At 62.2% G+C, this 13,579-nt stretch carries 8 protein-coding genes; 7 read left to right on the forward strand and 1 reads right to left on the reverse strand.

The window, feature by feature from the left end; genetic code table 11:
- Positions 1-457 precede the first annotated feature (457 nt).
- The 4 genes from BUB04_RS11400 to BUB04_RS11415 all read left to right on the forward strand — a co-directional run bounded on the left by BUB04_RS11400 (position 458) and on the right by BUB04_RS11415 (position 7,574).
- Positions 458-3,841 (forward strand): FAD-dependent oxidoreductase, encoded by a 3,384-nt coding sequence (locus tag BUB04_RS11400; protein ID WP_073039578.1) that lies wholly within the window; start codon positions 458-460, stop codon positions 3,839-3,841.
- Positions 3,842-3,995: 154 nt separating this feature from the next.
- On the forward strand, positions 3,996-5,492 hold the full coding sequence (locus BUB04_RS11405) for an ATP-binding protein (protein WP_073039580.1): 1,497 nt from the start codon (positions 3,996-3,998) through the stop codon (positions 5,490-5,492).
- A 9-nt stretch (positions 5,493-5,501) separates the two neighbouring features.
- Positions 5,502-6,890: a sigma-54-dependent transcriptional regulator gene (locus tag BUB04_RS11410; RefSeq protein WP_073039582.1), complete on the forward strand. Its 1,389-nt coding sequence runs from the start codon at positions 5,502-5,504 to the stop codon at positions 6,888-6,890.
- Between the two features lie 132 nt (positions 6,891-7,022).
- Complete coding sequence (locus BUB04_RS11415; protein WP_084076425.1) at positions 7,023-7,574, forward strand: archaemetzincin; 552 nt, start codon at positions 7,023-7,025, stop codon at positions 7,572-7,574.
- Between the two features lie 479 nt (positions 7,575-8,053).
- Here BUB04_RS11415 and BUB04_RS11420 read toward each other — a convergent pair whose 3' ends face one another.
- A complete protein-coding gene (locus BUB04_RS11420) occupies positions 8,054-8,950 on the reverse strand; it encodes a glycine cleavage system protein H (protein WP_073039584.1) in 897 nt (298 codons plus the stop codon).
- 315 nt (positions 8,951-9,265) lie between these two features.
- Between BUB04_RS11420 and BUB04_RS11425 the strand changes: the two genes are divergently transcribed.
- From BUB04_RS11425 to BUB04_RS11435, 3 genes are all read left to right on the forward strand, one after another.
- Positions 9,266-9,763: a hypothetical protein gene (locus BUB04_RS11425; protein WP_073039624.1), complete on the forward strand. Its 498-nt coding sequence runs from the start codon at positions 9,266-9,268 to the stop codon at positions 9,761-9,763.
- Entirely contained in the window at positions 9,763-11,289 is a 1,527-nt protein-coding gene (locus BUB04_RS11430) for a two-component system sensor histidine kinase NtrB (protein ID WP_073039586.1), read from the forward strand. The genes BUB04_RS11425 and BUB04_RS11430 overlap by 1 nt, the downstream gene beginning before the upstream one ends.
- 465 nt (positions 11,290-11,754) lie before the next feature.
- The gene (locus BUB04_RS11435) at positions 11,755-13,194 is read left to right on the forward strand and encodes a sigma-54-dependent transcriptional regulator (RefSeq protein ID WP_245795176.1); all 1,440 of its coding nucleotides are present in this window, start codon (positions 11,755-11,757) and stop codon (positions 13,192-13,194) included.
- The last annotated feature ends 385 nt before the right edge of the window (positions 13,195-13,579 follow it).

Here is a 13,579-nt window from a genome sequence, read left to right on the forward strand (position 1 = left end):
CGGGCACGGTCCTGGGAGGCTGTCTCCAGGAGCTTGTCTGAAAACGACCGATTTCCGCCGGTCAATGCCCATTCGTCATCCCCGTGAATGCGGGGATCCAGGGATTCCGGCAACTTATAGACTCCCGCTTGCGCGGGAGTGACGGTTGGGGGAGTTCTCGGACAGGCTCGGAGAAGGCCACCCGTTGGAGGGGTTACCTGTCCGTCGGGCAGATGTAGGGGCGGTTCGCGAACCGCCCCTGCACGAGCGGCGGAAGGCTCATTGGGAATCTCAAGAGACCGGGCCCTGCAGGGGCGAAAAATCTTTGGCCCCTACACGGTCCGGTCCCGGCCCATGGCGTTTTGTCCCTCGAACGAGCCCCTTCCGGCCTTGTCGCGAAACCACAAAAGGAGCCCACCCCGGGTGGGCTCCCTTTGTGGTTTTACGACGAACTTACAGACAACGGGAGTATCTATCCATGGCGGATCAAAACGCTTTGACACCCCTTTTCACCGTTCAAATCGCCACCTTTCCCGGCGCTCCGCTGGATGAGGCGGAGGCCGTTCGGGAAGCCTTCGTGAAGGAATTGGAAAAACGATCGGCCCGGGACCTGACCCCCATCCACGTGACCTTCACCGGCTGGCACGGAATCGAAGGAAAGGACGTGATGGTTCGGGTCCAGGTGGGCCAGGAAGTCTCCATCTACCAGATGGTGACGCCGGACATGACCGGTCGGATCGTGGAACAGCACCTCCTGGGGGGACGCCCCGTCACGGAATGGCTGGCCGGCCGGGACCTGGAAGCCTTCTACCAGCCCCAGAAGCTGGTGGTGAGCCAGTGGGCCGGGACCATGGATCCCACGGATCTTCAGGCCTACCGGGATCAGGACGGCTACGACGGTTATCTCCACTTCGCCCGGGAAGGTTTCCAGGGGTTTCGGGCCTTGGTGGAACCGGGCGACCTGAAGGATGGATCCACACTGGACGGTCGTCTCGTGGTGGAGTTGTGGAGGGAAGCGCTGGAGCGGCCCGGGAAACGGGCGGTGGTGGTGAACGCCTGCCTTCCTGCCTGGGAGGCGGGGCCGGAGCTCCTCCTGCTGGAAGGCGCGCCGCACCAGGTCCTGGAAGGGGCCTTGCTGGCCTCGGGGGTTCTGGAAGCCGACCGGATTCTCTTTCTGGTTCCGAGGTATGCCCGCACCGCCCGGGAACGCCTGGAGGAGGCCCTCCGCGTTCTGCTGGAAAGCGATCTTTTGGACATCTCGGGACACAAGCCCTCCATGGAGATCGCCGTTTCCGAACACGTGTTCTTGAACGAGGACGAGGCGAGCTTCCGGAGGGCCCTGGGCGCTCAACTGCCGGCCGATGTCTCCCTGGTGGCCCACGGCGTGGAGGCGGTGGCCCTGCTGCCTCTTCCGGCCCAGCGAGTGCTCTACGGCCAGACGACCATTACGGATCCTTCGGACTACCACACCCGGATCTTCCGGCTGAGCGGCCCGGTGGTGCGGCCCGGGTTCGTGGAGGTGGCGGCGGGAGCCCCTCTTGCCCAGGTGGTGGACCAGATCGGAGGCGGGCCGCTCCCAGGCCATCGCCCCAAGGCCCTGTGGGTGGGAGGCGCCGTGGGCGGCGTCTTTCCCCTGCGACTTTCGGAACTGTCCCTGGATCACGAAACCCTCAAAGGTCTTGGGGCCTGTCTCTCGGTGGGCCAGGTCCGGCTGCTGGACGACCGGGAATGCGTGGTGGCTCAGGTGAGGGAATCGTTCCGCAGGTTGATGGCGGCTCGCATGGGCCGTTGCGCCGTCTTCGACGCCGAGGCACCTGAAATACTGGAAATCCTGGAGGCGGTCACGGAGGGGCGGGCGACTTCCGATTCCCTCCCCGAACTGGAACGGCGCTGCACGCGGGTTCGGGAAGAAGCGTCGGGGGCACTCCTTCGAAACAGCGTGAACCCCATCCTCACGTCCCTTCAGTTCTTCCACGAAGAATACCGCATGCACACGGAAAACAAGCACTGCCCCGCCCGTGTGTGCGCCCGGCTCATCCCGGCTCCCTGCCAGATGGCCTGTCCCACCAGCATCGACATCCCCAGCTACCTGGCTCACGTGGCCCACGGGGAGCCCGCCAAGGCCCTGGAGGTCATCCGACACGACAACCCCTTCCCCTGGGTCTGCGGCCTCATCTGTCCGCACCCGTGCGAACGGGCCTGCGTGCGGGGACACTTGGACCAGCCCATCAACATCCGCTACCTCAAGGCCTATGCCGCCCAGTGGGCCGAGGAGCGAAACCTCTATGACGTGACCCCGCCCGCGGAAAAGGAACCCCAGAAGGTGGCGGTGGTGGGATCGGGTCCGGCGGGGCTGGCCGCCGCCCATTACCTGGCTTCCATGGGCTATCCGGTCACCATCTTCGAAGCCAACCCCATCCCGGGAGGATTGTTGGTCACGGGCATTCCCGAATATCGCCTGCCCCGGTCCGTGGTGCGCAAGGAAATCCAGCTGCTGGAACGACTGGGAGTGGAAATCCGCACCGGCGTCACGGTGGGGGAAGACGTCACTCTGGATGAACTGCGGGCTCAAGGCTACAAGGCCTTCTTCCTGGGCATCGGCGCCCACCAGAGCTATCAGCTGAAGATCGAAGGCGAGGCCGAATACCCTCAGGTCATGTGCGTAATCCGCTTCCTGCGCGAAGTGAACCTGGGGCAGCGCGCCAAGCCCGCCGACAAGGTGGTGGTGGTGGGAGGCGGCAACGCGGCCATGGACGCCGCCCGTACCTGCATCCGACTGGGCTGCAAGGAAGTGCACGTGGCCTACCGGCGCACCCTGGAGCAGATGCCCGCCCATTCCGAAGAAGTCCGCCAGGCCATGGAAGAAGGCGTTCAGTTCCACTTCCTGGCCGTGCCGGTGAAGGTGGTGGGAGAAAACGGCCGGGTGACGCACCTGGAGTGCCTGCAGGCGCGCCTTGGAAAGCCGGACGCCAGCGGCCGCCGGCGGCCCATCCCGGTGGCGGGAAGCAACTTCCGCATCGAAGCCGGGGCCGTAATCCGGGCCATCGGGCAGCAACCGAAACTGTCTTCGTTTGGAGACGACCTGCCTTTCCAGGTGACGCCCCGAAATCTCATCGTCACCGAGCCCTATTCCACCCGCACCAGCGTGGAGGACATCTTTGCCGGTGGAGATGCCGTGACGGGGCCGGCCACCGTGGTGGAGGCCATCGCGGCCGGCAAGCAGGCGGCTCTCGACATCGACCACTACCTGCAGGGGCGCCAAGGGCCGGCACCGGTCTTTCGGGCTCATCGGCGCGACCAGGTTCCCTTTGTAGTCCAGTCTGCGAAAGAGAAGAGGGACGCACGGCGGGTGCCGCTCCACCTGGTGGATCCCGAGGTTCGGAAGCACACCTTCGATCCGGTGGAACTGGGCTACAGCGATGAAGAAGCCCGGGCGGAAGCCAAGAGGTGCCTGCGCTGCGACGTGTGCATCCGGTGCGGAACGTGCGAACGGGTCTGCCGGGACGACATGCAGGTGCACGCCTTGGGATTTTCCCAGATCAGCACCACGGAAAGGGTGCTCACCGACTACGAAAGACCATCGGAAAAGTGCATCACGTGCGGGGCCTGCGCCCTGGCCTGCCCCACGGGAGCCATTCAGTTCGAAGAAAACGACCGCCGCCGCCGGGTGAGCCTGTGCGGTACGGAACTGAACGCCCTGGACGTCCCGGCCTGCAAGGCCTGCGGCAAGCCCTTTGTCCCCAAGCGCTACCTGGACTATGTTCAGAAAAGGGCGGATGCGGCCACGGGCAAGCGGGTCTTTCGCAATCTGTGCCCGGAATGCGCCCGCCGGGTCCGGGCCGAACGGTTTTGGAAAGCGTGAACCGTGATGAGTGATGAGTGACGGGTGACGGGGCTCCCCCCTCTTTCAAAGGGGGGTCGGGGGGGGATTGCCCCAAGGGATGCCGGCAGGACGGGGCCTCCGCGAGGGCTTCACATTCAGACGGGTACGGGGGCGGGCTTCCGGGAGGGTTGAGATGCTCAAGATCGGCATTATCGGGGGCGGCCGGCGCTGCGAACGGATCCTGTCCCTCCTGGAGGAGGGGCGGCTGCGCCATCTGCAGGCCGAAGTGGTGGCCGTGGCCGACATCAACCCGGAGGCTCCGGGATACGTGCGGGCCAGGCAAAGGGGCATCTATACCACCACCAACTACATGGACTTTTTCGATCTGCCCCAGTTGGACCTGGTCATCGAACTCACGGGAAACGAAGCCCTCCTGCACGATCTCTTGCGCCACAAGCCGCCCGACCTGCGGGTGCTGGATCTGGCCATGTCCCGAATCTGCGAGGATCTGGTCTGCTTCGAGGCGGAACTGGAAAACCGGGAACGGCGGATCCAGTTCACGGAAAGGTACCTGAAGCAGCTCCTGCAGGTGGTGCGCGATCCCATCATGGTGTTGAGCCCGGACCGAACCATCGTGGATGCCAACGATGCTCTGTTCGATTCGGTGGGCATGAGCCGGGCTGAGGTGATCGGCAAGCGCTGCCACGAAGTGAGCCACCGCAGCCCCGAACCGTGCCGCGGCCCGCACCACGCCTGTCCTTTGGACGACGCCCTGTCCCTCAGGACATCGGCCCATACCATCCACGAACACCATACCAGTGAGACCCGAACCCGGTACTACGACGTGCTGGCCTACCCGCTCACGGACGAGCGGGGAGAGGTGGTGCTGGTGCTGGAAATCTGGCGGGACATCAGCACGGCCTTGGAAAGACAGGTGGAGGAGAAAACCCGCCAGATCAAGGAGGACCTGGCGCGGCTGGTGCACGAAGACAAGATGATCGCCCTGGGAAAGTTGGTGGCCAGCGCCGTCCATGAAATCAACAATCCCCTGGCGGCCATCCACACCTTCGCCAAGGTGATGCTGCGCATGGTCAAACGGGCCCAAGGCTCCATGGGACCGGAAGACCTGGCCGAAATGGAAAAGTTTCTGGAAATGGTGGCGGGGGAATCCAAGAGGTGCGGCGACATCGTCACGAACCTCCTCAGTTTTTCCCGCCATCAGCCGCTGGTGCGCCGCCCGGTGCAGATCAACGACGTGACGAAACGGATCGTGATCCTGCTGCAGCACAAGATGGAACTTCAAAAGATCCGGCTGCACCTGGAACCGGCGGACGATCTTCCCACCATCCCGGGGGATCTCAATCAGATCCAGCAAACCCTCATGAACCTGGTCTTCAACGCCATGGAGGCCATGCCGGAAGGCGACGACCTGTGGATCCGCACCCGGTTCCAGGCCGACTCGGGGCAAGTGGCGGTGGAGGTGGAAGACACCGGCTGCGGCATTCCGGAAGAACATCTGCAAAAGATCTTTGAACCGTTCTTTTCCACCAAGAGCCATGACAAGGGCGTGGGTCTGGGGCTCGCCGTGGTGTATGGAATCATCAAGGAACATCGCGGCGAAATCGAGGTGGAAAGCCGGGTGGGGAAGGGCACCTTGTTTCGGGTGCTCTTTCCCGCTGCCGGCAGATAGGGAGGATGCATGACGCGAGGCCCGAGCATACTCATAGTGGACGATGAATTCTCGGTGCAGGAATCTCTGCGGGTCTGGTTCGAAAAGTCGGGCTACGAAGCGGAAGGGGCGTCTTCCGGCGAAGAGGCCTTGGAGAAACTCGCCGACCGGGCCTACGACATTGTCTTTCTGGACATCATGATGCCGGGCATGAACGGCCTGGAGGTGCTGCGCCGCATCAAGGAAGAATATCCCGGCACCCTGGTGGTCATGATGACCGCCTACGCCTCCATCGAATCGGCCGTGGAAGCCATGAAGGAAGGGGCCAGCGACTACCTGCTCAAGCCCCTGGACCCGGATCTTCTGGACCCGCTCATCGCACGGCTCCTGCACGTGAAGGAGCTCATGGACGAAAACGTCCTTCTCCGGGAGCAGGTCTCCAGCATGGTCCGCTTCGAGAACCTGGTGGGCCGATCCCGGGCCATGGAGCGGATCTTCGCCATGATCCGGGACGTGGCCCCTACGGATTCCCCGGTGCTCATCACCGGAGAGACGGGGACCGGCAAGGAGATGGTGGCCAAGGCCATCCATGCCGTGAGCCCGCGGGCCGATGCGCCCTTCGTGGCGGTCAACTGCGGTGCCTTTCCGGAGCATTTGCTGGAAAGCGAGCTCTTCGGCCACGAAAAGGGCGCCTTCACCGGGGCCACCCAGGCGCGCAAAGGCCGTCTGGAACTGTGCCACGGCGGTACCCTGTTCCTGGACGAAATCGGAGAGATCTCACCTCGCATGCAGGTGGATCTCCTTCGGGTGCTGGACGAAAAGCGGTTTTTCCGGGTGGGCGGAGAAAAGCCCATCCAGGTGGACTTTCGCGTCATCGCCGCCACCAACCGCGATCTTTCCAAGGCCATCGGCGAAGGCCGTTTCCGGTCCGATCTCTTCTACCGTCTCAACGTGATCTCCATTCACGTGCCGCCCCTGAGGGAGCGTGTGGACGACATTCCCCTGCTGGCCACCCACTTCCTGAAGCGCTACAGCCGGGAAACCAACAAGCAGGTGGACGCCATCAGCCGGGAAGCCCTGGAACTGCTCAAGTCCTATTCCTGGCCCGGCAACGTGCGCGAGCTGCAAAACGCCATGGAACGCGCCGTGGTGCTGGCCAAGAAAAGAAGGATCGGGGTGGACGATCTGGCCTTCCTTCAGACTCCGCCTCCCCTTCCGTCCGCCGACATGACCCTGGAGGAGGTGGAACGGCGGCACATCGAGCGGGTTCTCCAAAGTCAGGCCGGAAACATCTCCCGGGCGGCGGAAATCCTGGGGATTCACCGCTCCACTCTGCACAAGAAGGTGCAGTATTACGGGATCACGTGCACCCGGGGGCGGGGCCGTCCGAGGGGCAGCGTCCGGCGCGTTCGCAAGTGAGGCCTTGGCGCGGTTTTGAACAGGTTTTGAACCGTCCATGAACGCACGCCGGAGGTTAATGAACATTTCCTCAACGGGCATGAGCCGGATTTGAACACGTATCGACAACCTTTCCACAACGACTGAACATCCATGAAGATTCACGGCGGGGTGGCTCTTGTCCCATGCCGGAAGGTGAGCCCGCAAACCGTGCTCACACTGGCCCGAACCATCACGGACTTCACCGGCCTGGTGGTGGGAGTTCACGACGCCTGGGAGCTCCCCCCGGAGGCCTACGACGGGATGCGCCGTCAATTTCACGCGGGACAGGTCCTGGAAGCGGCCCAGTCCCTGGCTCCGGAAGCCCTTCGCGTAGTGGCGGTCGTGGGAAAGGATCTCTACCTGCCCATCTTCACCCATGTTTACGGGGAAGCGCACCTTTCCGGCCGCACCGCCGTGGTTTCGCTCTACCGGTTGGAGCTGCCCGAGGACGGCGTATCCCCCTCGCGGGAACTTTTTTGGGATCGCGCGGCCAAAGTGGTGCTCCACGAACTGCTCCACACCTTCGGCCTGACCCACTGCCGCCACGCCGGGTGCCTCATGCAGGCCGTGACCAGCACGCCCGCCCTGGACCGGCTGAACCGGCGCCTGTGCCGCTCCTGCCTCAACCTGTGGTCCGCCGTCCGAAACGACCTGAAGATCTAGGCGCTTGTCTGAAAACGCTGGGGATGACCGTTTTTCTTGTAGCGCAGCCCTTCAGGGCTGCGAAAAGATCTCTCACACCCCCGCGCATTTCCATTTGCGTCTATTGGCGTTCATTCGCGGTTCTCGTTCCCACAAACCAAGGGCGAAACGTGCTTTTCCGAGGCAGGCCACGGTAGAGGCGAACCTGAATTGGACGGTTCCTTCTAATGGACAGCTCCTGAAGGGCGGGCGTAAAGCCCGCCCCTACAAAAAGCCCCGGACCCATTGGGTAGGGGCGGGGTTTATCCCCGCCCGCTAATCACGCGGTGTAAGAGACACCCGAAGAAAAAATCGCTCAGATTAGGGCGAATGATTATTCGCCCCTACATCCCGCGCGCCTGGACGGAGTATGGATGCGTTTCATACAAAAAGGGCGCACTCGCGTGCGCCCCCTGCAGTGGAAAATGTTCAGAAGATGTTCAAAACCGGTTCAGGAACGGTCAGGTGCGGAAGAATTCCCGAACGAGCCGGTCCCAGCCCACCTCGGGCACCTGCCCATAGACGTCGTCCACGGGCGGAGATCCCGTGGCCGCCATGGCGGCCGCATCCCCCATGACGATCTGAAGGAGCCGCTCGGCCTCGCCGTAGAGCCATTCCTTTCCCATCTCGCCGAAATAAAGGGGCTCCAGATTTTTCTTCAGGGCCTCCGGTTCCACCAGGTAGAGCCACCCGTTCACGTAGGGGTCGTCGTGGGCCAGGCGCGGGTCGTGCAAGGAATCCACGTTGACCGCCAGCACCGTGCCGTCCACCGGACTGAGCACATGGGCCGTGTTGGATTCCCGGTGGAGGGTGAAGCCCTCCTTTTCCTGCCGCACGCGGTTTCCGGGACCGGGAACTTCCACTGCATCCGCCCGTCCCACCAGCTTCCAGCCGAAATCGTCCAGACCCACACGTACCCGGCCGCCGTATTCCACCCGCGCCCAGGCATGGCCCAGGTGATAGTAGTAGCTGTCCGAATACCGGTAGCCCGCCACCGTCACGATGGGCACCGCGCCCATGGGATGGATGGCATCCACGTCTTCCAGCATCTGATCGAATTCGCACACGTCGCAGCGAAAGTCGTTTCCGCATTTTCGAACCGCCACCCGTCCGGTGAGCATGTGCCGGCAGACCCGCTCCATGTAGCTTCGTTCCTTGGATTCCTCACGAAAAGGCCGGACCTTTCGCCCCGCCTTTTCCCTGCCGGTTTGGATGGCGGCGCTCATGGCCTTGTCGAAGGCGCAGGTGGTGCAGTCGAAGGCGTTCTCGCAGCGCTTGAAGGCCACGATGCCCGAGCGCATCCAGATGCACTCTTCCTGCACGAAGTTGAATCCATGCACTTTGCTCTTCTTTTTCATGACCGCCTCCTGTTCGGGGTGTCCGTTCTCCGTGGCTTTTTGAGAAGGAGGGATCGACTTTCGCCGGTCCGGTTCACGCCATTGACCTTTTGTCCGTCCTAAGGTAAAGGCAAGGGGCGTGCCGAATCGGTCAGTCATTCGGTATGTGCTGTTGAATCAATGGCTTAGATTCGTATTGCGGCATCTTTCCAGGAATTGGACCGGCTGGAAAGCGTCGCACTCTACGCCGCTGGCAGGAGGCCGGAAGCAGGTTGTGCGACACAAGGCTCTGAAAACAAAGGATATGTTGTGATAATGTGGAAGAAGGCCACATGTATGAAGAAGGGCCCGACAATTTTTGGCCGAAGGAAAAGGTTTGCCCTTTTCCTGGGCCTTTTATTGGTGGTGGTGCCCCGCGCCGTTTGGGCCACCCAGGTGCACGCCGAACCGGAAGGTCTTTACGCACACCAGCTGGCTCACGCCTTCTTTCTCGTCTCCATGGGAATTCTGGTCTACTGGCTGCGGGAACGGCATCTGACGCAGCACCGGGGATGGCGCTACCTGCAATATGCGGCGATCTTTTTCATTCTATGGAATCTGGATACCATGTTCGTCCACCATCTGGAAGGGCGGGAGGATCTGTTTCTCACCTTTTCCAAGGGGACCTTGCAGGCCGCCCTCCAGCCCTTTCCCGGCCGGGAGTGGCTCACCTGGGCCTTCTATCTGGGCAAGATGGATCATCTGCTCTGCGTGCCGGCCATTCTGTTTCTCTATCTTTCCCTGCGTGAACTGATCCGCACCGGGTATCGGTTTCCCAGGAGCGAAAACGGCTGATGCAACTTCCTTTCTGGCCCGTATTGCTGGTGGATCTGCTGGGATCGGCGCTCATGATCGTCTTTTCGATCCTGTGCGTGCGCTTGTCTTTCCAACTGCGCAGCCAGGATCGGGAAAACGTGGTGTGGACCTACCTGCTGATGGTCTCCCACGCCCTCACGGCCTTCGCCGTCTCCCGAGGCGTGGGGCACATCGCCAAGGAGCTCCTGATCCTGGGAGACCGCCCGGACATCTGGGCAGCACTGCGGCCCTATAGCGGGTCCATCAACACCATCACCTTTTGCGTGGTGGGGGCGGTCACGCTCTTTTTCGAGCGCATCTGGCGGGTGTACCAGCAGGTGCTCCGCGACAAGGAAGCACTCCAGGAAGCCCATGAGAAGCTCCTTTTCATGAACAAGCACCTGGAGGACCTGGTGCTGGAGCGCACCCAGGAACTGGCCCGTTCGGAGGGCAAATACCGCAGGATCTTCGAGGTGTCCCGGGACATGATCGCCGTGGTGGATGCCGGCGGGACCCTCTTGGACATCAATCCGGCGGGGCGGGAGATGCTGGGCATTCCGCACCATCTGACGGGGCGGGAATCCGCGCTGCCCGATTTCGGCAGCTTCTTCGCCCGCCGCGAGGACTGGGATCGACTCCGCGAGAGGATCCTTCGGGACTGCTACGTGAGCGATGCGGAAGTGGATCTGGTGGCCGCCGACGGCCGGGAGGTGAATGTCCTTCTGAGCGCGGCCAGCGAATGCGAAGTGAGCCGCAAGACGGAGATCTTCCACTTCGTGGTCAAGGATATTTCCCAGCGCAAGGCCATGCAGCAGCAGCTCCTGCAGGCGGACAAGCTGGCGTCCATCGGGCAGCTTGCGGCCGGAATCGCCCACGAGATCAACAACCCCCTGGGGATCATCCTGGGCTACACGCAGCTGCTCATCCGCGAGGAGCCGGAGGGAACCGAGCGTTACGAGGATCTCAAGACCATTGAAAGGCATTCCCGGACGTGCAAGACCATCGTGGAGGACCTGCTGAGCTTTTCGCGGCGTGCCCACACCAAGAAGGAAACGGCCAGCCTTCATGAAACCATCGAGGAAGTTCTGAGCGTGGTGCGCCACAACCTGGAGCTGGACCAGATCCAGGTGGAAAAGGATTTCGATCCAGCCGTTCCTCTCCTGGTCTTGGACAAGGATAAGATGCGCCAGGTCTTCATGAACCTCATCATGAACGCCAAGCAGGCCATCGGCAAAGACGGGTGGATCCGCGTGGAGACCCGCTTCGATCCCGGGCGCAGACAAATCCGGGTGGCCGTCCGCGACAACGGATGCGGCATCAAGCCCGGGGATCTGCCCCGGATCTTCGATCCCTTCTTCACCACCAAGGGCACCGGCGAGGGAACCGGCCTGGGGCTTTCGGTGAGCTACGGCATCGTCAAGAACCACGCCGGAGACATCCTGGTGGAGAGCCAGGTGGGGGAGGGATCCACCTTCACGGTGGTGCTGCCCGTGGAAAACGAGGATGAAGAGAACGCGGGCACCTAGGAGCCTGTCCGAGAATGACTGATTTCCGTCATTCAACGCCCAATCGTCATCCCCGCGGAAGCAGGGATCCAGAATTTTCAGCAAATTATGGACTCCCGCTTGCGCGGGAGTGACGGTTGAGGGAGTTTTCGGACAGCCTCCTAGACCGTCTGGCAGCGTCCCTGACGGAGGGAAGATGGGGACTTCCGTCGTAGCGCAAACCTTTACATGAAACGCGGCCTCGTTCCGTTCGTGGGAACGGCTTGTAGGGGCGAATAATCATTCGCCCTGGGAAAGGGAACGCAAGGGTGCGTTTCATCTTTCGAGGTCAGGCACCGTGCTGACCGTTGAAGTGAGAGAGAACCGCGGATGAACGCGAATAGAGGCAAATGAGTCCTTTCCATTGGAGGGACGGATCGAGGTATGGGAGCGGTCGCAGCGGAACGACGACCGACTCCCGGGGCGAGGGTGCCCCTGGTGAACGGCATGATGACGATGAATGACCAAGAGCTACAGTTCAAGGAGCGCATCCTGGTGGTGGACGACGAACCGGACCTGCTCCGGCTTCTGACCCGGACGCTGCCGAGGGATCTGGATTGTGAGGTTCTGACCGCCACTTCCGGCGAGCAGGCCATGCAGGCGCTCCAGGAAGAAACGGTGGACCTGGTTCTCCTGGACATGAAGATGCCCGGCATGGACGGGCTGGACGTGCTGGAGCGGATTCGGGCCGATTACCCCTGGCTCACCGTGATCATGATGACCGCCCACGGCTGCATCGAACTGGCGGTTCAGGCCATGCGCAAGGGGGCCTACGACTTCATCACCAAGCCCTTCGATCATGACGCGCTGGTCTTTTCCGTGGAGAAGGCCCTGGAACGCAGCCGCCTCATCCGGGAAAACCTCCACCTGCAGCGACGACTCAAGGGCGAGAAATCGTTCCAGAACATCGTTGGCAAAAGCCCCGCCATGCAGCGGGTTTTCGACGCCCTTCAGATGGTGGCCGATTCCGACCTCACGGTGCTCATCACGGGCGAGTCGGGGACGGGAAAGGATCTTGTGGCCCGGGCGATCCACAACCTGAGCCGGCGAAAGGACGGGCCCTTTGTGGCGGTCAACTGCCCCACGGTGCCGGAAAACATCCTGGAAAGTGAGCTCTTCGGCTACCGCAAGGGGGCGTTCACCCACGCGACCCAGAACAAGATGGGACTTTTCCAGGAGGCGCACCGCGGCACCCTCTTCCTCGACGAAATCGGCGACATCTCCACCAGCATTCAGACCAAGCTGCTCCGGGTGCTCCAGGAAAAGACCATCAAGCCTCTGGGGGACACCAAGGACATTCGGGTGGACGTTCGGGTGGTGGCCTCCACCAACCGAAACCTTCAGGAAAAGATGCGCACGGGCGAATTCCGGGAAGATCTCTACTACCGCCTGAACGTGGTGCCCATCGAGATGCCGCCGCTGCGGGAACGCCGCGAGGACATTCCGCTCCTGGTGGACCACTTCCTGAAAATCCACGGAAAAGAACTGAACCGTCCCTCCAAGACCGTCTCCCCGGAACTCATGGATCTCTTTCTGCGACACGACTGGGAAGGCAATGTGCGGGAACTGGAGAACACCATCATGCGGGGCATCCTTTTCGCCCCGGGCGAAGAGATCCTGCCGGAACACGTGGGGTTTTCCGATGGGAGCCTTCCCTGCAGCCTCCTGGGGGAGGAGGCCATCCACGACCTGCCCTACCGGGAGGCCAAGGAAGAGGTGCTCCGGCGCTTCAACACCGCCTACATCGAAAGGCTCCTGTCCATGACGGACGGCAACGTGACCCAGGCGGCCAGGATGTGCGGCCTGGAGCGGCAGGCGCTCCAGCAGGTGATGCGGCGGTTCAATATCCGGGCCGATAAGTTTCGGGCGAAGCCCACGGAGGGATAGGCTGTATGGCCTTCCAATTCCCCCTGGCCCCCTCTGGAAAAAGGGGAAATTGCGTCCTGCACGCGCCGAAGCCGACCCCTTCCCAGTGGGGAGTTTTTCCGTTCCTGAGCCCGTTCCACCTTAGGAGGTTGCCCGAAATCGCCATGGATGACCGTTTTCCCCGTAACGCAGCCCTTTAGGGCTGCGGAAGAACCCCCGGACGTTTAACGGTTATGGGGTATTTCCTGTCACTTCATGGGATTGCTATGGGCCTTCCCGCGGGGCCGAAGCCCCGCGGCTACGAAAAAACAGAAGTTCCCCGGCCTCGTGATCTGTAAAAGCATTCTCGGAGAGCCTCCTGAGTTGATTGAAGTAGTGCCGGCTTGACCAGGCCCGTGACGGATGG

The sequence above is a fragment of the Desulfacinum infernum DSM 9756 genome (assembly GCF_900129305.1).
In the GTDB taxonomy this organism is placed as follows: Bacteria; Desulfobacterota; Syntrophobacteria; order Syntrophobacterales; family DSM-9756; genus Desulfacinum; species Desulfacinum infernum.